We start from the raw sequence: 19067 nt of genomic DNA on the forward strand, positions 1-19067 counted from the left end.
GAGGGTGTTGCAAAACTCATAAATATCCAAAAATGAATGCATAAAGAAACCCGTTTTCCTGGAAGAATGATAGTATCCTAAAACTATCTCCAGAAAGGACGGATTTACTAGTATGATAACCAATTTTGATCAAAATCAATCCATTTTACAAATTTTATTTGCCTACGTAGACAGTTTAACCATTGGAGGCGTTCCGCCTATGACAGGCCGCCCACCCATCTGTAGAAAAGCTTTACTCAAATGTTTTTTTATAAAAACGGTATTCCAGATCAATTCATTACGTAAGTTAACTCGTTTTTTACATCAATATCCTTCATTTCGTGTATCTTGTGGCCTTTCGCTTGTTCCTCATATATCTACTTTTTCACGTGTAGGCACTTGGTTTCGCAACGAAGAAATTCCGTTGCTTCATAAACAAATTCTTCAAGAAAAGAATTTAGGGTTAATTCCGTGCGTTTTAATTGATAGTACAGCCTTACGGAGTAGTTTATATGATTCTCAAGCGAAATGGGGAAAATCTACTCGCTATGGTTGGTATAAGGGATATAAAACTCATGTCTGTTCTACACCAGAAGGTGTTATATTGTCGTATGCATTTACAACCGCAAATGTACATGATAGTAAAATAGCTCCTGCATTGCTTCGGGATATACAAAACCAAAATGTGTTATTTTCCGTTGCAGATGCCGCTTATGATAGTCAGCACATTCATGAAATTGCCGGAGCATGTGATATCTTTGCGATCAATCCAATTAACCCGCGTAATAGCGGACCAATCAAAAGTACACATCGTCGTGTAGTGTCTCATTTTCTACAAACTACCTTTGGCAAACAGTTGATGAAAGAGCGTGGAAAAATTGAACAACAGTTTAGTCATCTCAAAGATAAAGGGCTGGAACAGCCACGTTGGTATGGTCAAAATCGCTATCTATTGCATGTTCAGCTAGTTTTTCTGATTCATAACATTGCATATTTATTTTAGTTTTGCAACACCCTCTTCCAGCTGATAAAAAGCTAAATCTAGCCATTTATTAAACTTATAACCAGCTTGTTTTATTGTTCCTGCATGAACAAATCCATATTTTTGATGCAAGGCAATACTTTTCTCATTCTCTGCATCAATTCCAGCAATTAAGGTCATATACTCTCTTTCCTTTGCAATTTTGATTAATTCTTTCATTAATGAAGACCCAATGCCATTTTTTCTATATGCCTTATCTACATACACAGAATGTTCAACTGAATATTTATAAGCAGGCCACGCTCTAAATGGGCCGAATGTCGCAAATCCTACTACTTTATTATCTAATTCACATACGAAAATTGGATACCCTTCAGCCTTTTTTTGTTCATACCAATCTATTCTATTTTCAAGGGTTACAGGTTTATACGCATATACAGCTGTTGTATAAAGTATCGCATCGTTATAAATATCTAAAATGTATGCTAAATCTCTTTTCGTTGCTTCCCTTATCATTGTTTTCTTCCTTTCATCATGTTCATCTTATTTCACTATCTTTTTAATAGTTTTATTTTATCGAAATTTCCGATTTTTATCTACATACGAATACTAGCTTTTCGGAAACCATCAAATATATTTATTGCAGCAGATAATGTGTAGAAGAAAATTCCTCCCCCAATGAGCCACGTTTTAAATCCCTCTGGGGAAATAGTAAATGCATTTGCCAAATACGTAATAAACCCTGCGTTAAATACATGTGGATTTACTACAATTACAATGAATACTATCGTCCCAGCTATTTGAAGAATAGCATTCCCAATCGCCAATCTTTGAGTCCATTGTCCCTGCACCAATTTATAAAGGGATATACATATTTCAAAAACGATCATAATTATAACGATTGGCCAGTACTGCAATAAAACATCTTGATTAAAAGTTGGCGAAACAAACTTCAGTCCATTTGCCGTACCGTTATATACGCCAACAAGATGATTCGCATAAAAGTAAAGTGTAGCCCAAACTGCTGTCCACATTAAACCTGCAAAAACTTCAAACTTCGAGATTGCTTTTTTCTTTGGGATATACGAGATGTTTTTCAAATCATCTGGTGTCCATTTTTTAAAACTTGTCGTCAACGGCTCGATACCTTTGTCTTTATCTGTTCTTTCTAAAATAACAAACACAAGTGTCAACCAGAAAAATACATGGAGGCCCACTTCAAAAATTTCCCCAATGCCTTTACCTATCAATTGCAAAATAACATTTAATATCGCTTGATCACCACTATAGCCTATAAAATTTTCTGCAACCATTGATATGAGTGCAATGACAGCTGCGATTGGTATAATCATTTTTAACAACGTTGTATATACATCAAAATAACGTGGTCCAATTAAATGCATCGGTCTATCCAAATAACCATTAGCCAATGAAACCGGACTCCCCAATTTTTTGAGAACGCTCTTTACATCCTCCTCACTATAATCTTCAGGTAACATATCCTCTATAGTTGACCTTAGTTCAAGTGTAATATCTTCACTATTTTTTTCAGGTAATCTCTTCGCAACCTCTTGGATATAGAGATCAATTAAATTCATTCTCTTCCTCCTTTAATAAGTTATAAAGTTCTTTCGAATCCTTTATCCATTCTTTTTTCAACTGCAAAAATATTTCTAATCCATAATCACTTAAAACATAATACTTACGAAGTCTACTCTCCGTTTTATCCCAACTACTCGTCACTAATTCCTGTTTTTCTAATCGGCGAAGTAGCGGATATAAAGTACTTTGATCAATTGTAATCCCTGATTGCTCCAATAACTGGACAAGTGAATATCCGTACTGCGGCGTTCTTAATTGACTTAAAACGGCTAACGTTAATGTCCCTCTTCTTAACTCAGTAATTAACGAGTTTAATAAAGTATCCATTTACTCACCTCATTTCCATTACTATATGTCATACAGTATGTGTTTTATACTATGTATCGTACAGTATTAATGTGACAAAAACTATATTTTTTACCGAAAAACGGATAATGAAAAGCGCAAATTATATGATTTGTACTTTTTTAGCTAAGTTATATATATAACACTCTAAAAGATAGCAACCTTAACTACTAATTTTGAAGTTGCAGTAATGCTATATTAAGTGACAACTATCGTATACATATGATGTGAACATAACATCTCACTATAGGAAGCTAATAAAACGGAAAATTATCATGGTTGAATGATTCCTGTTTTATTCTTTAGGCACTGTTGATTTCACACCGTTTTCAGCACCTAATCAACGTTACTTCCTTCATAAACTTCATCTTGTTCAAAATCTTTATTTTTGTTTGGTTTATTAGAGAAAAATAAAAAAACAATTAAATTAGGTTAATTGTTTTTCAAATGCAAAATCTTTATTTTTTTAAATAATCTATGATATTCGAAAAGACAAATTCTCCAAATGCAAGTGGTATATAAATAAACCATAACTTTAATATTGCCTTTGTTTCTTTGTGATCAGAATCCCCCATTAAAACCAACCCTATCCTTTTTCTTCAAATATTTTTCTTTTTAATTCCAATAACAAGGAAATTATACCATTTATTAATGTTGTAGTCTATTTTTTCTAAAAATTAAATAAATAAAATTCTTGTATTCCTTCAATATTCAGATAAATATAATAACTTTTTTACATTTCATCTTCAAAGTCAATAATGAGTCCTGTTAGAACCGCTACATTACCAATCGATTGGATCCCGTGACCAATAAAATCCACCTTAAATTCTTCCCACTTTAATTTATGTAATGATATAATAACACTAAATTTTCAACACGTGCTTAATAGATTGGGGACTTATAATGGATAAACCTCTCACTGCATTACAAACTATTATTATACATATGAATACAACTGAGCATTGGCATGATTTTATTTGTTACTGTCAGCATCGCGAAGCGGGACTTCGAAAATTAGCTTATAAACATTTAGAGACATTTATTACAAATGCAAAGAAATGGGAATCAAAAGATCAAGAGGAGTTTGCCATTTCACTGTTTACTATTTTAGATGCATCAAACGAAAAAGATGAGGTGTTAACTTTCTCACTAAATAGTTTTCTAATTGACATTCTATATAGATGGACAGAAAACACCCCATTTGATTCAAGACCTTTTAGATGGATAGGAATTTATATGGACTCTAGCAATAAAGAAGACGATTTAGAAAAATCCCTTCGAAAAGCGATTGAATTAGGTGGTGATACCGAACAAGAAGCCATGATATACCTAGTTTCTAATTACATCAATACTTTAGATTTTGGTACACATGAATTACCGTCAGGTTATTGCGGGGATTTAGGCGAATGTATAGAAAAACTTCCCTATATGCTGCAATTAATTGATAGAATCCAGAATAAGAACATAAAGGAGCAAAACATTGGGCAAATACAAGAACAACTACACCTTATTCTAGATTGGTTAAAACATACACAAATTCCAGTAGATGCTGTTCGTATATGGGAAAAAGAACAAACTAAGGAATTAGAAAAAAGCATCGTATATCATTTAAACAACAGCTCAAGTCGTTAATTCATCGTGTACAGAGATAATAAAGTTGTTTAAAAAACGCCAGTCATGTTATTCAACAATCGGGCTATATAACGGAATAAATCCTTGTAAAAATTAAAAATATTTGAAATAATCGTCATTAAGTTGAAGTAGAGCGATTGCAGAAAAAGGTGATACGACTTTTTCTTACTTAATAATTGCACGATAGTTAAAAAATTCAACTAATTATATTCCGAAAGGGTGTGTGTAGTATCTTATCAACTAATGTTTTTACTTATAAATCTAAGGATGGAAAAACAATAATAATTAGAGAAGCTAAAGAACGGGATGCAGAAAGAATACTAGATTCTGCTTCAAAAGCTTTAATAAACGCTCCATACATGCTAAGTACGGTTGAGGATGTAAAAAAGGTGCGTATCGATGCTATTCAAAAAACGTTAAAAGCTTATCATGAAAATCCAAATTATGTACAGTTTATTGCTGAAGTTGATGGTAAGTTAGTCGGTACAATAGATTTTAAGAACGGAAACAAAGAAAAAATTAGTCATCAAGGGGCTTTTGCGATGACCATACTACCCGAATATCGAAATTATGGTATTGGAAGAGCTCTTCTAGAAACGTTAATCAATTGGGCTAAAAATAACAGTAAGATTGAAAAAGTTTGTCTTGAGGTAATGGAAGATAATCTAGGTGCAATCCAGTTATATAAGAATCTAGGCTTCTTTGAAGAGGGTAGAAAAGCAAAGGGTGTAAAATTGGATGGTGGCTATCAAGATTTAATATTAATGGCTTTATTCGTTTAAAATTGAACATTATTCAAATGTAGTGTAGTGCTTTGATAAAAAGGATAAATCTTTCACAAAAAATCCCCCCCTACTTTCTAAACCACGAGTAGGGGATTATGGCGTTTTACTAGACTTAGGAAGATAGATACCATTCGTTGATAATAGGACCATCATCCGTTGTGGATTTGAAATAAAGTTTGATTATTTTTTATCTATTTTATGCCACAATCGCACCCTTTAGTTGAATAAAGGAACAATTATCTATGCAGTGATCCTTTCTAGTAGTATAAAATTAAATGTAAATTAAGCTAAAAGTCATTATATTTCGTTATCACTGATTTTGCCCTTTCAATAAGCTTATTTTTTATACAATCAGGTTCTATTATTTCTGCTTCTTGTCCAATATTCCAAAGTAGTTCAACATAAAACCACTCTTCTGAAGGGTTAATATTCTTTGTTATTTTCGCGGTTCCATCTGAATTGTATTCCATATTATCTCTTAACCATGATATGCTCTCAGCTTTTCTTTTTCCTTCTTTGCTTAAACTCACTTCGAGCTTTATGAGATTAGATTCACACTCAGAATACAGCCATTCTTTAACATTCGAATGGACATTAGTGGAATGAGAAGTAGAATTAATAATTGTTTTTTTTATTCGATCTACTCTGAAAAGCCTTATGCCTCTTCTCATTCTACAGTAAGCGGGACAATACCAATACCCGTTATATACGTATAAGCCCATAGGTTCTATCTCTCTATAGATTTCATCTTCAGTTGTTTCATATAAGATATTAACAGTTTTCTCTTCTACAGATGCATCATAAAGGTTTCTTAGGACCCTTTTATCTACTTTAATATTTGGTTGCCACATCAAGATTTTGTCTCTAGTATTCTCAATTGCATCGGAAGTTTCCTGAGGAATCATATTGAACAATTTATTTAAAATTACATTATATGAAGTAGAAAAAGGAGTGGCGCCAACATATTGCATGGCATCTATTGCAAAAAATAAAGCTATTATTTCATCCTCACTAAACCAAATAGGAGGGATCATTTTATTTTTTAGTGTACTAAATCCTCCATTTCTACCTCTTTCTGAATAGACTGGAAAGTAAATTTCACTTAGCTCCTGTATATCTCGGAGGATTGTTCTCTCTGAGACTCCTTCGGATTTAGCAAGTTCCTTTGCAGTAATGGAATTATTATTGTTTAATGCCAGCATGATTCTAATGATGCGTTTAGTTTTAGACATTTAATCACCTTTTTCATAAAATATGACAAAATCTGTCTTATTTATAGTATAAGCTAATTTTAAACTAAGTGAAGGAGGCTAATGCAAAAATGAATACCATCGAATATATTACTGAAACGAAAGAAGTATTATTTTCACGTAAAAACTTAAAAAATGAAGAGATATCTGCGAGATTAATAACTGATTACATTGTAAGTAATGGTGTAGTTTACGAGAATATAGGCTCTTGGGTTGATGATGTAGTGAGAATTAAACTTAAAAAGTTGAAGGAAGAAACAACTTACCTAACTCAATCAAAGAAATACAACTTTAGATGTGTTGAATACCGAAAATATGAAGATGAACCATCGCAAAGAGAGGTGCTTCATGTTCTTGAGAAAGAAAGTACTTCTGACTTACTACCTCATCTTTTAATTTTTAATCCTTCTCTACAGGCGAGACCATTAAAAAGATGTGCATCAGAAATAGACGAAGATCGGGAAATATTTGTTGTATATTATTTAGATGATTGTGAATGTGAAAAATAAAGTGTATGCTAAAGAACCTACTTTCTCGATATTGAGAAAAGGCTTTTATTTTTTAGAACTCACATTTAAAAATAAATGTACATTTGTTCTCATTAAATTATATATTAATCATTATCTTTATTCATTATTATTTATTTCTACAGCTATAAATTAAAGACTTAAATTAGCAGCATGTAGTCTATTAAAAAGTACATTTTTTTCTTAAAGCACTACAGAATCGAAAATTAAATAACTTTATTGTCATTTTACACGTCTACCATTTTAATATAAAAAAGAGGATCTTCATACAGTACTAGAAAATCCTCTTTTTATATTTATCCCACATTAGCTTGCAGTAAAACTCCCCACTGATTATAGTTTTACTTTATTTTAATCCTTTAATTAAAGGTGACGCTTCCCCACCATGGAAAATCCATAAGTCATGAAGTGATCTCGTACATCCGACATATAGTAACTTTGCATCATGTTTTGTGTTTTTGTAATGTTCTTCATCCACATCAATTAAAAGCACCGCATCAAATTCTAAACCTTTCGCTAAATAGACAGGTACTACTGATATACCACCTTCATATTTACTTTGGTTTGCTTCAATTACGTTTACCGTTAATCCTGCATTTGTTAATTTCACATATATATCACGGCATTCATCTTCTGTTCTTCCGATTACCGCAATTGTTTTCACATCTGCATTTTGCAAATGTTTTACCGTCTTCACAATTTCAGTAAATTGATTTTCTGCATGAATTACTTTCACATCTTCTCCACTGCGGAAGACTGGTGTTGCGAGTCCTACTGGGATTTCTGCATTTTTAATTATTTCATTTGCAAATTCAATAATTTCCTTTGTAGAACGATAACTTCTTGTCAATTCATAATAACCGGTTTCTTGGAATACTTCCTTAAAAGCATTCCAATCTTCAATTCCTTGGTAATCATAAATCGCTTGCGATAAATCACCTAATATAGTGAAAGAATTACCTAATGTAATTTCTTTTAATACATAAACTTGGAAAGGCGAAAAATCTTGCGCTTCATCAATAACAACGTGATGAAACTTCTGCCCGATTTCGATCCCTGTTATACGATGATGTATGTATATTAAAGCTGGTAAATCTTCTACACACACTTCTTTTTTACGACAACTCTTTTCTGTTTCTTTAACAAGTTCTTCAGGTAATACCTCAAGTATTTCTTTACTTTTTACTATTGAACTATACAGTGAAAGAGCACTCATTTTCGGCCAAAACTTCATATATGCGTTCAGTCTCTTAGTCGCTTCTTTTTTTAGTAATTTTTTCTCGTTTGTTTCCCCGAATTTTTTAAGTTCAATTTCAATCCAGCGCTTCATTCGTCCTACTAATCGTTCTCTTCTTTTCTGTAAAGGATAATGTTTATATTCAACTTGCATCCATTTTTTAACATCTTCTAATGGAATAATCGCTCTATCCCACGCCTCAAAATCTTTTGTCGGAACTAACTCATTTTCAAATTGGATCATTCTCTCTTCAATAAACGTCTTAAATTCCAACGTACCCTTTAATTTACCTAGCATTACCTTCTTTTCATCACGATTAATTGAAAATGCTTCTTTCAATTTTTTTTCTGTCTGCTTTAGTTTCACTGAATCATCTAACGTACGTAATGCCCAATCTGGAAACGTTGTTTGACTAATATTCCCTACACCTAATTCAGGAAGTACACTCGAAATATAGTCTAAAAACAGACTATTCGGTGCAAATACGATCATTCTTTCTGCTTCTAGTTGTTCACGATATTCATAAATTAAAAAAGCAAGGCGATGTAAAGCAATTGTTGTCTTTCCACTCCCTGCAACCCCTTGAATAAGTAATGGTAAATTTCTTTCCGCTCGAATAATATCATTTTGTTCCGATTGAATCGTTGAAACAATATCCTTTAGCTTATTATCTTTATTCTCACCTAATCGATATAGAAGAAAATCATCGGCATGTGATACATCTTCATTTCCTTTTACATATGTATCAACAACACGTTCAAGTTCTCTTTTTCGAATGGAAATGTTTCGTTTTAAATACACATCACCTTCTACTAACCCATCTGGTGATTGATAAAATGCTAATTCTTCTCCACCGGTAAATGAATAAAACATACTTGCGACAGGCGCTCGCCAATCAATAATGATTGGCTTCATCGTGTCCATATCCGAAACCCCTACTTTTCCGATATAAATCGGCATAACTTCTTCTTTTCCATCTTCCTGAAAATCTAACCTTCCAAAGTACGGCTCTTGCACACCAATACGTAAGTTTTGTCTATTAGACTCCCTCATACTTTCAAGAATTTGCTCTTTAAAATCTTCTCCATAATAAACCGGGATTTTTTCAAGCCTATCCAATTGCTCATCCATCGTATGTAAAGTATCCTTCATTTTTTGTAACTCATCTTCAAATATGTTGCTCATTTCGACGATTCCCTCCTGTCCGTTCTAATTTTTCAGTCGAAGTATCATTGTATTAAAAATCCAATCATAAAGTCAATAGTTTCCATTTAAATTTTCCGAAAAAACTTACTTTTCATCTTTCTAATTTAAAAAGAATATGCAACATCTAAATCACACACATACACATATAGTATAGTGATGCATGTAAAAGATACTTCTTTCTATTTGTCTCCTATTTAATTTATCTATTAAAAAACATTGTAAAAATTAAAGACTTTAATCAATGGGCGTTTTACTGCCCATAAATAGTAGGATAAATAAAAGTAAAGGAGGCTCTTCAAATGAATATTTTGAATCTATCTCAAGATTAAATATGCTTCTATCTGGCTGTATCCTTATGGTTTGTTGGTCAATTATGTATGTTGAAATATATAGACTTACAAAATCCGTCTGGCCATGTATTATCATGCATACGATCGAGGATGCTGTTCCTACTGTTTTAGTTACAATAACAGGGATTATTACTCTTACAAACAGTAGTGATTTTTGGTTAAATCCTACTAGCGGGGTCGCTGCTACTGTTTTATTTCTCGGAATTGGAACCGTACTAAGAACTATAAGAATAAAAAGAGAACGACAATTATTCACACAATAAAAAGCAGATAATGAATTCGTCATTATCTGCTTTCCAATTTTTAAAACTACCTTATTATATTTTTTGATACATAAGCCAGTCACCAGAGTCTATCACTTTCTTTAACATCTTTTTATCCTGAGCGATATACACATATGCCTCAATTTCCCCATCAGCAACATATACTGTTTGCGTGATTCGATCATATAAATCAGTCTCCGCATTGCCTCTATATTCTTCTAGTTCATCTAACTTACACAATATCTCATCATTTACTACATAAACTTCTCCATACACCTGTTCTTCAATCGAATAAGTCATGGCCGGATATCCTTCGTTCGTATCAAATAATTTTCCATATGTCCAAGCTCTGTCTGTGATACATGTTGCACCTAGCATATAATGAGCATTCGTTTGTCCTCTTCTTAACGTGCCATAAACGAAAACATGATACATAAATTCTTATCCCCTTTATATGCCTCTACTTTCTTATTTGTAAATAAGCACGAATCATAAAGTAACTCACTTCATTCGGAAGCTGTTCTTTAATAGATTTCAGACCACCATCTGCATTTTGAACGGCAGTTTCAATAAGAGATTCATACTCTGCTGGAACAAAGCTGTGCCAATCTACTTCCATTCCATCCTCATAGCAGCGAATTAAATGGTTTTCGATTGTTTGTCTTGATAAGTTACGTTCTTTTGCAATCTCATTCAAATCAATACCTTGTTTATACATTTCATACGTTTCTAAATGAGAATTTGCGGACGCTTTTCCTGACTTTTTACGCTCTGAAACTACTTCTGTCTTAATCGTTTCAGCATAATTTGGATTTTCCTCAATAAAATGCTGAACTGCTTGTAAGAAGTGCGAACCATATTTCACAAGTTTGTGTTCTCCGATACCTTTTACCGTCAACAATTCGGAATCACTTTGCGGCATTTTCACACACATATCTTTTAATGTTTGGTCAGAGAAAATAACGAACGGAGGTACACCTTCTCCTTGTGCAATTTCTTTACGTACTTCACGAAGCACTTCAAATAAAGGATGGTCTTGAACAATTTGTCTTGTCTCTACTCGTTCTTTTCGTAAAACATTCTCTTTACCAAGTAATACTTCTTTCCCTTTTTCAGTTACTTTTAACGTCGGATAAGTGCCATGTTCAACTGCAATTAACTCTTCTGAAATTAAAAACTCGATAAACTCACTGACCTCTTTTACACTACGGTTCGATAAAAGCCCATACGTTGGTAAAGTATGAAAATTAAATTCAATAACTTTCTTATTCTTCGACCCAGTTAATACTTGCGCTATCATTTGCTTTCCAAAGCGTTGGTTCGTTCTAATCATGCATGATAAAACCATTTGTGATTCCCTTGTCACATCGATGCTCTCGCGATTGTCTGTACAATTACCACAGCGTCCACAATCTTCTTTCGGTTCTTCTCCAAAGTATTGCAAAATGAATGATTGTAAACATTGTTCTGTATGACAGTAATCGGTCATATTTTGCAATTTTTCAAGTTCATTTGAAAAACGTGATTCTCCAGTTGATTGATCAATTAAAAAACGCTGTACTTGTACATCTTGAGAAGAATATAACAATATACATGTACTATCTAATCCGTCACGACCAGCACGTCCTGCTTCTTGATAGTAACTTTCCATATTTTTTGGAAGCTGATAATGAATTACGTAACGAATATTCGATTTATCAATACCCATCCCGAATGCAGATGTTGCTACCATTACACTTACTTCATCTCGTAAAAAGAGTTCTTGTTGCTCATTTCGATCAATATCACTCATACCAGCGTGATATTTTGATACAGAAACTCCTGCCTTCATTAAATCTTCATATAACTGATCGACTACTTTTCTAGTAGCTGCATATATAATCCCAGATTCCTTTTGATTTTGACGAATATAATCCGCCAAATATGCATTTCGATCTTGCCCTTTAATAACAGAAAACGATAAGTTCTCACGCTCAAACGTTGTCATAATTGTATTTTCTTGATTAATTTCAAGTGTATTACAAATATCATCACGTACTTGCGGTGTTGCTGTTGCTGTTAATGCTAATACAAGCGGCTTTTCTGGAAGATAATCTAATATGCGATGTATATGTAAATAACTTGGACGGAAATCATGTCCCCACTGTGAAATACAGTGTGCTTCATCAATCGCAATCATAGGGATTTTCATATCGATAAGTTGGTCAACAAACTCCATCGAATCAAGACGCTCAGGCGCGACATAAAGTAATTTGTAATGTCCTTGTTTCGCTAATTGAATTCGCTGATTTGCTTCAGCAATAGAAATAGAACTATTAATATATGTAGCTGAAATGCCATTCTGTACCAATGTATCTACTTGATCCTTCATAAGTGATATTAAAGGTGATATAACCAACGTCGTTCCTTCAAATACTAATGCCGGAATTTGATAACAAATCGACTTACCGCCACCCGTTGGCATAATACAAACCGTATCTTTCCCATCTAATACGTTTTTAATTGTTTCATCTTGTCCTCTTCGAAACGAAGAATAACCAAAGTAGGACGCTAAAAGTTCTTGTGCTTTAGTAAACAAAAAAGAGTCACCTGCTTTTCTTTATCTTTCATCTACTTCTATTATATCAATCACTTATGCGACTTGAAAGGGATGATTAGATGCTTATTGTTTTTTCATTATTCTATGTTTCTCCACTTATTTAATACTAACTAGCATCATTATTTTATATGTTTTACAACATTTATAATATAAATCCAGTACACAAGAAGAAAGAGTTTCAATTTAAACGTTCATTTTATTTCCCTTTCTTGAATACTACTAATCGTATACATATAAATTCAGGAGGTTACTATATGAAGCATCGTAATATGAGTTCCATCACGGCGAAAACGAAAACACAAAAACTCCAATTCTCTAATAATGATGCGTGGAAATATGAATCATACTATAAGTATCAGCCATTATTCTCTTATAAAAAGCTTTTTAATTTTCTTTCTCCACTTTTTAGACGTTAATATATGCGCAAAAAATATATCATTCACAAAATTTTTCTCAATATTAAATGTATAGACTTACTACAATTCAGTTGTTACCATATATAATAATCTGTTGGATAAACCCCTTAAGTTGACCTGCTTATATTAGCAGGTCTTTTTCATGATTACATACTTCTGTGTACCTCGATCTCACTTCCAAGTCTTTTCTCCATTTTATAACCATATTTAACTCCCAACAATTCATGATTATCATGAATTGTTGGGAGTTAAATTGTTCACATATAATTATGCAATTTTTCTTTCTCAATACACAAAAGACATTTTACTTGTTACTATAAAAGTACTCCAGATGAGTTTTTTGCTCATCGACATTATCTAGTTATTGGGGCCTGCCGCGGGAAGCAGGTCCCTTTGACTGTATGAAGGTCCTAATTTCATTTGGACACATTTACCAGGTTTTTTCAAAAGAATTTTATGATAACATTACGTAGTCGAGTCCGACATCTCGGCAATACCCTTTTGAGGGTCTGCAACTTCCCTTGCAGACCCTCTTTTACTTTATATTCAATTTATTCGTATATACCACAACATCATTCACCTAATTTCTCCATTTCAAATTCCCTAAAAATAATCTAGGACACGTAACTAAAAATAAATCTTCATCATACTTTGAGTTATACATGTTCAAAGGAGTGTTACTATTTATGTATTCTTATTGGCAATCGTATTACTCCCCCTACCATAACCCTTATGTAAACTATGATTTATCCGTACGGAACTACCGAATTAGTAAAAATGAGAATTTTTTAAAAGGGTATATGCGTTCTTTATGGGAACAACACGTCGCTTGGACGAGATTGGCTATTATAAGTATAGTCTTTAATTTACCAGATGTTAACGTTACTGTTGGACGACTTCTACAAAACGCAACACATATGGGACTATCACTTGAACCATTTTACGGTGAGGATGCAGTGAAAAAATATAGTGCATTAATTAAAGATCACTTAGTAATTGCAGCGGATCTTGTTAAAGCCGCAAAAGCTGGTAATCAAAATGCAGCGGCCGCTATAGAGAAAAAATGGTACGCTAATGGTGATGAAATTATTGAATTTCTTAACAGTATCAACCCATATATAGATAAAGAAGAATTTAGAAAAATGTTTTATGAACATTTAGCACTAACGAAAGCAGAAGCACTTGCCTTCCTAAATAAAGATTATGAAGCAGGAGTAAAACTTTACGATAAAATTGAAAAAGAAGCATTGGAAATGGCCGACATGATAACAAACGCAATCGTAAAACAATTCCCGCAAGTATTTCAATAAAGTGAAACTTTAATCAGAGTAGGTATTACTACTAAGTAATACTTGATAAAAATAAGTCGATTTCCAAACATAAATCGGCTTATTTAGTTTTCTCTCTATGATATTTCACCTCTCCTCTTTACATTTAGCTTATATCGATATATTTTATTAATATCCGTTTTTTATAGGAGGAAATAGTTTGATTAACGCAATTGGTCTCGTTTTTATACTTACAAATAAACACGAGAAAAAAAAGAAAGTTTACTTAAATGAAAAATTTGCACTAATAGATATTATTGATTCTAAAGAAGTATTTGATGATGAAGGGAATCCTTTAGTAGAACTAACATGTAAATACAGTATATATTTAGATGAAAAATATTACTGTAAATCTCTCGATGATTATACCGGACAAGTATTTCCTTTCTTAAGTGCAAAAATAGGAAAAGGTCTTCTAAGAAACTTAAACTACTACTTTTCTTACGTTGATGCCTATGATAAGAAACCACCAGTTAAAGAAATAAGACCACTTATGAAACAAGTAACGAACAGATAGCCAAAAATACAAAAAAAAGAAAGCATCTAACTCTGGATGTTTTCTTTTTTATTGAAAACTCATTAACTTTCATCCTCTTCTAAAAGTATGTATCCAAGCATATTTTAAATTAAAAACATTGGAGGATTAGAGTCAATGAAATACTCAGAAACAATTATAAGCAAACGACTTCGAATACTTAAAATGACAGGTATGTTTTTCATGCTAGTGTTAATAGCATGGATTGGCTATACAAAATTACTTTATGAAAACGGCTTTCTTCAAGAAAAAAAGAATTCAGTAGAAGTAATGAACACTAGCATTACAGGAGAAATAGAGCAGCTTTTTCATATAAACTTGCAAGGTTATCGAAAAACAAGCCTTGATGCTGTTATAGAAGCAAGCAAAACCGATCCAAGTGAACTATCCCTAATTGAACTGGTCAACAAATCCTGCTCGCGAGATTGCATAGGCGAACCAGTAACATATGTAAACTCAAACAATGGATATATCTTTTATAAGGAATCTAATGGAACTAATGTAGCTATAACGGTTAAAAAGAAAGACACATGGGTAATTGTAAAGAAATCTGTTCAAGATGGAATATAATCACCCAAAAAAGAGTACGTATCGTACTCTTTTTTATTATTAATACCCTTCCTCTTCATGAATACAATGGCATTTCGGTTTTGTTTTACAATGACATTTTTCACATTCACATTTCGGTTTCTCTTTGCAACAACATTCGTGAAAATCATTGCGTTTACATCTACATCTCCCAAACATTAAATTATCCCAAAATGTATTACAATTTCGGGAATGCCCACAATGACAAGTATTTCCCATGAATCTGCTTCCTCCTTAATAGAATTCATCATATTCTATGTTTAAAAGTATACAAAGGCTTGTTTATTAGTCTATTTTCTCCATATTATAAGTAGAGTTAAAAGATTACATAAAAATATTTAATTCCTTTCGTATCTAACCAAGCAGTTGCTTTGTCCAGTTCGTTCCCTTGACGATAATCTGTTTCGAAATACACAAGCCCTTGGTTATCTCCACGAGATATTATTTTAGAAGTATATCCAAGCTTATCCATCATTTGAATCATGTCAGGAACTAAATTTACACCAAATTCATAAGTAACTACTTTGTTATATTTATTCACTATAATTCCAACCCCTTCTTGTTTTTTTATCGGCTCAACAATTGGATTTGTAAACCAAGCTAACGGCTTATTTCCAATCAGCTTATTTAAATCACACTTGCCGATACCAGCCACATTCCCTGTTTCTGTGTATTGCCAAATATCACATGAATACGCCGGTTTGTTACCACCATAACGAGGAATCCATACAAAATCAGAATTGATATTTGCCATTCCAAATGGAGCATACATATGATGAGCAATATATAAACCAGCCTTCTTAGCTCCTAATCTGCGTAATTCATCAATAAAAGCTTGTGCACCCGCTCTCATATCGTTCATTGTTCTTACTTCTACGTCAGCTACCCAAACTGTTGCATTTTTATCACCACGGTTCCAAAAGTCTCTTGCTTCTATCCGTGCATCCTCTACTGAAACGAAACGACAGAACGCATAATTACCAAACGGAATATTCCTTACTTTCATTGCTTGTACATAATTTTTATATAAAGGATCTACATAGTTTGAACCATCTTGCACACGTGCAATTACGAAATCCAATTGTGGTGCTGCGATATCCCAGTTAATGTCGCCATTCCATTTCGAAATATCCACAATATAACCCATTATTTAACATCTCCTTTTTCATTATTATATTCAAAGCTTGTTTTTTTGCTATTATCAACTAATAAATAGTATGAGAGGTAGTATATTATTGGGTAATAATTTAAAATTCGGCTTATGTATTGAGAAAACAAAATATTATTACAGGTTTAACAAGTAAAGATTTACAAAGCTCTAAACTATATAAAGTGAAACTATAATTAGTAGGAGGCTACGAGCAGTGAAATTCCCACTTAATTTCTTAGCTTCATCCGAATTTTGAGGTGAGAATTTTACTTCCCGCAAATAGCTTGATAAATAAAACCACCTTTCTGACAGGTGGTTTTGTGTACTAATTTACATATACATTGTCCATATTTTTATAGTTACTTAATATACTTGTTAACTAAAAATAAGACAATTTTTAGTTTTTAATCAAACCAATTTTCGTTTTATCTCACGTACTCATAGTACCATTTACGTGCATCTAACCAAGCTGTAAATTTATCGATATTCCCGGACGGATAGCCATTCGTTATAGCATAACCAATGCCATCTTTTTGAACGACAATTTGTCCATCAATACCCGCATCAACCATAGCTTGAGCCAAAGCTTGTAAATTACTAAATGCTACACCACCAGTTTTTACTTTGAGCAAATCCGCTGCACCTCCTCCAGTTTGTCCTGTAAGAGCAAATACAACAGAATTAGCGATTTTATCAACATTCCATTTTGCCATATCAGATTCATTGTCAATAAATCCTAATTCTATAAGAATAGCAGGTGCTTTCGTCCCATTTAATACCGCTAAATCTGTACGCTGTTTCGCACCTCGATCACGCCATCCAATATCTTTTGCTAGTTGAGCTGAGATTTTAGCCGCCAAATCTTTCTGATCATAATACAAAACCTCAACACCCTGTCCATTTCCATCACTTGCATTAAGATGAAAAGAAATAACTAAATCCACAGCATGGGAATTGCTATTCCGAATGATATTATTTAAATTTTGTGATTGAGTTGCCCCTACCTCGTCCGTATCGTCATAAACCGTGTGTCCTAGGGATCTTAACTTAGTCGCCACAGCATCTTTAACTTGCCTATCTAAAACGTGTTCTTTCCGATTCCCAAAATTAGCACCTTGAACAATACTATTGTGTCCTCCGTGCAAACTATATCTGGCCATTATTTATCAACATCTCCTTTCTTAATATCCTATTCAAAACTTGTCTTATTGCTATTCCCACTTACAATCTTAACTGTACCCATATGTCCTACATTTTCTAGAAGTGAAGCAATTTGTTCTCGATATAAAAAAGCTATCGCTTCATAAATCGAATGATTTATTCTCTAAATTACTTTTACATGAATGACGACACGAACAAAAAAAACATCACCCTTTCGGCGATGCCTAAAAACTCTATTTTACTTTTCAGCTCCCTAAATAAATAGAGTTTAAAATCACTGAAACTACACCTATATTTCCTCCCCTTCCTTCACAGCTTCTTTCAACCTCTGCAACATATATCCAATCCCTTTACACCCCTCTAGCGGATATGTAATCATTTCTTCTGGATATAACTTTGTCACTACTTTTTTATGCTTCTTCCCTGCTAGTAAGACGATTTCGTCAAACTGTAATAAACTTTTATCTACCATCTGTTTTTGTAATTGCTCTATATTTATTACCTCATCACTTTTTGAATCAAATGCAAGATCATAGTTTTCTAATACAATATCATTTGGTCTTAAAAATCCATGTTTCGCCGATAATATAACCCAGTTTTCGAAAAACATAGTTGCGTACGCCTGACATGCTTTTCCGAACGGACTAATATACACATCTTTTGCTTCCATCGGTCCGTAGTCTGAATGTTTATCCCAAATTTTCTTTTTTCCACATGGAATTATACATATCCTTTTCATATATATTTCTACTCCCTTTACTTTGGTAGAGGGTGTTGCAAAACTAAAATAAACATGCAATGTTATGAATCAGAAAAACTAGCTGAACATGCAATAGATAGCGATTTTGACCATACCAACGTGGCTGTTCCAACCCTTTATCTTTGAGTTTACTAAACTGTTGTTCAATTTTCCTACGTTCTTTCATCAATTGTTTACCAAAGATAGTTTGTATAAAATGAGATAATACACGACGATGTGTACTCTTATTTTGTTCACCATTCCTAGGATTGATTGGATTCATGGCAAAGATGTTACATGTTCGTGCAATTTCATAAATACGTTGACTATCGTAAGCAGCATCTGCAACGGAAAATAACACATTTTGATCTTTTATATCCTGAAGCAATACAG

The 19067-nt window shown here is 33.0% G+C and carries 20 protein-coding genes and 1 pseudogene; 9 read left to right on the forward strand and 12 right to left on the reverse strand.

Annotation, left to right across the window (positions count from 1 at the left end; genetic code table 11):
- Nucleotides 1-112 precede the first annotated feature (112 nt).
- On the forward strand, nucleotides 113-982 hold the full coding sequence (locus tag V6946_RS14685; protein WP_023520903.1) for an ISNCY family transposase: 870 nt from the start codon (nucleotides 113-115) through the stop codon (nucleotides 980-982).
- On the opposite strand, the gene V6946_RS14690 is transcribed toward V6946_RS14685, so the two are convergent.
- From V6946_RS14690 to V6946_RS14700, 3 genes are all read right to left on the reverse strand, one after another.
- Complete coding sequence (locus V6946_RS14690; RefSeq protein ID WP_366982229.1) at nucleotides 974-1477, reverse strand: N-acetyltransferase family protein; 504 nt, start codon at nucleotides 1475-1477, stop codon at nucleotides 974-976. The genes V6946_RS14685 and V6946_RS14690 overlap by 9 nt on opposite strands.
- Nucleotides 1478-1557: 80 nt before the next feature.
- The gene (locus V6946_RS14695; protein WP_006918667.1) at nucleotides 1558-2559 is read right to left on the reverse strand and encodes an HAAS signaling domain-containing protein; all 1002 of its coding nucleotides are present in this window, start codon (nucleotides 2557-2559) and stop codon (nucleotides 1558-1560) included.
- Nucleotides 2546-2890, reverse strand: a complete 345-nt coding sequence (locus tag V6946_RS14700) for a PadR family transcriptional regulator (RefSeq protein WP_366982227.1) — start codon at nucleotides 2888-2890, stop codon at nucleotides 2546-2548. Before V6946_RS14700 ends, V6946_RS14695 begins: the two co-directional genes overlap by 14 nt.
- A 921-nt stretch (nucleotides 2891-3811) precedes the next feature.
- Between V6946_RS14700 and V6946_RS14705 the strand changes: the two genes are divergently transcribed.
- Both V6946_RS14705 and V6946_RS14710 read left to right on the forward strand, forming a co-directional pair.
- Nucleotides 3812-4540 (forward strand): hypothetical protein, encoded by a 729-nt coding sequence (locus tag V6946_RS14705; RefSeq protein WP_149215300.1) that lies wholly within the window; start codon nucleotides 3812-3814, stop codon nucleotides 4538-4540.
- A gap of 221 nt (nucleotides 4541-4761) precedes the next feature.
- Nucleotides 4762-5322 (forward strand): GNAT family N-acetyltransferase, encoded by a 561-nt coding sequence (locus tag V6946_RS14710; RefSeq protein WP_193222119.1) that lies wholly within the window; start codon nucleotides 4762-4764, stop codon nucleotides 5320-5322.
- Nucleotides 5323-5612: 290 nt separating this feature from the next.
- Here V6946_RS14710 and V6946_RS14715 read toward each other — a convergent pair whose 3' ends face one another.
- Nucleotides 5613-6557: a YafY family protein gene (locus tag V6946_RS14715; RefSeq protein WP_006923931.1), complete on the reverse strand. Its 945-nt coding sequence runs from the start codon at nucleotides 6555-6557 to the stop codon at nucleotides 5613-5615.
- An 89-nt stretch (nucleotides 6558-6646) separates the two neighbouring features.
- Here V6946_RS14715 and V6946_RS14720 point away from each other — a divergent pair, with 89 nt between their 5' ends.
- On the forward strand, nucleotides 6647-7084 hold the full coding sequence (locus V6946_RS14720; protein WP_006923929.1) for a hypothetical protein: 438 nt from the start codon (nucleotides 6647-6649) through the stop codon (nucleotides 7082-7084).
- Nucleotides 7085-7448: 364 nt separating this feature from the next.
- Here the strand turns inward: V6946_RS14720 and V6946_RS14725 are convergent, their stop codons facing one another.
- Nucleotides 7449-9524 carry a UvrD-helicase domain-containing protein gene (locus tag V6946_RS14725; RefSeq protein ID WP_048535473.1) on the reverse strand — a complete coding sequence of 692 codons (2076 nt, stop codon included), beginning with the start codon at nucleotides 9522-9524 and terminating at the stop codon, nucleotides 7449-7451.
- 319 nt (nucleotides 9525-9843) lie between these two features.
- On the opposite strand from V6946_RS14725, the pseudogene V6946_RS14730 reads away from it, so the two are divergent.
- Nucleotides 9844-10158, forward strand: a pseudogene (locus tag V6946_RS14730) (CPBP family intramembrane glutamate endopeptidase); the annotation flags it as partial.
- Nucleotides 10159-10212: 54 nt separating this feature from the next.
- Here V6946_RS14730 and V6946_RS14735 read toward each other — a convergent pair.
- Both V6946_RS14735 and recQ read right to left on the reverse strand, forming a co-directional pair.
- A complete protein-coding gene (locus tag V6946_RS14735; protein ID WP_006920961.1) occupies nucleotides 10213-10593 on the reverse strand; it encodes a gamma-glutamylcyclotransferase in 381 nt (126 codons plus the stop codon).
- Between the two features lie 25 nt (nucleotides 10594-10618).
- A complete protein-coding gene (gene recQ / locus V6946_RS14740; protein ID WP_006920959.1) occupies nucleotides 10619-12736 on the reverse strand; it encodes a DNA helicase RecQ in 2118 nt (705 codons plus the stop codon).
- Between the two features lie 275 nt (nucleotides 12737-13011).
- Between recQ and V6946_RS14745 the strand changes: the two genes are divergently transcribed.
- The 4 genes from V6946_RS14745 to V6946_RS14760 all read left to right on the forward strand — a co-directional run bounded on the left by V6946_RS14745 (nucleotide 13012) and on the right by V6946_RS14760 (nucleotide 15606).
- Nucleotides 13012-13173 carry a hypothetical protein gene (locus V6946_RS14745; RefSeq protein ID WP_366982226.1) on the forward strand — a complete coding sequence of 54 codons (162 nt, stop codon included), beginning with the start codon at nucleotides 13012-13014 and terminating at the stop codon, nucleotides 13171-13173.
- A gap of 686 nt (nucleotides 13174-13859) precedes the next feature.
- On the forward strand, nucleotides 13860-14483 hold the full coding sequence (locus V6946_RS14750; RefSeq protein WP_000287728.1) for a hypothetical protein: 624 nt from the start codon (nucleotides 13860-13862) through the stop codon (nucleotides 14481-14483).
- A 178-nt stretch (nucleotides 14484-14661) separates the two neighbouring features.
- Nucleotides 14662-15018, forward strand: a complete 357-nt coding sequence (locus tag V6946_RS14755) for a hypothetical protein (protein WP_000606231.1) — start codon at nucleotides 14662-14664, stop codon at nucleotides 15016-15018.
- Nucleotides 15019-15153: 135 nt separating this feature from the next.
- Nucleotides 15154-15606 carry a hypothetical protein gene (locus V6946_RS14760; RefSeq protein ID WP_000877572.1) on the forward strand — a complete coding sequence of 151 codons (453 nt, stop codon included), beginning with the start codon at nucleotides 15154-15156 and terminating at the stop codon, nucleotides 15604-15606.
- Here V6946_RS14760 and V6946_RS14765 read toward each other — a convergent pair.
- The 5 genes from V6946_RS14765 to V6946_RS14785 form a co-directional block, all read right to left on the reverse strand.
- Nucleotides 15591-15779, reverse strand: a complete 189-nt coding sequence (locus V6946_RS14765; protein ID WP_006920628.1) for a hypothetical protein — start codon at nucleotides 15777-15779, stop codon at nucleotides 15591-15593. The genes V6946_RS14760 and V6946_RS14765 overlap by 16 nt on opposite strands.
- A gap of 161 nt (nucleotides 15780-15940) precedes the next feature.
- Complete coding sequence (locus tag V6946_RS14770; protein WP_366982225.1) at nucleotides 15941-16771, reverse strand: GH25 family lysozyme; 831 nt, start codon at nucleotides 16769-16771, stop codon at nucleotides 15941-15943.
- Between the two features lie 428 nt (nucleotides 16772-17199).
- The gene (locus tag V6946_RS14775) at nucleotides 17200-17934 is read right to left on the reverse strand and encodes an N-acetylmuramoyl-L-alanine amidase (protein WP_006920619.1); all 735 of its coding nucleotides are present in this window, start codon (nucleotides 17932-17934) and stop codon (nucleotides 17200-17202) included.
- A gap of 290 nt (nucleotides 17935-18224) precedes the next feature.
- On the reverse strand, nucleotides 18225-18674 hold the full coding sequence (locus tag V6946_RS14780) for a DUF6884 domain-containing protein (RefSeq protein WP_000820903.1): 450 nt from the start codon (nucleotides 18672-18674) through the stop codon (nucleotides 18225-18227).
- A gap of 43 nt (nucleotides 18675-18717) precedes the next feature.
- Nucleotides 18718-19067 (reverse strand): transposase (locus V6946_RS14785; RefSeq protein ID WP_406622056.1); only part of this gene is annotated, 350 nt, incomplete at its 5' end.

This window comes from Bacillus sp. PPSBB_2, from assembly GCF_045291115.1.
In the GTDB taxonomy this organism is placed as follows: Bacteria; Bacillota; Bacilli; order Bacillales; family Bacillaceae_G; genus Bacillus_A; species Bacillus_A cereus.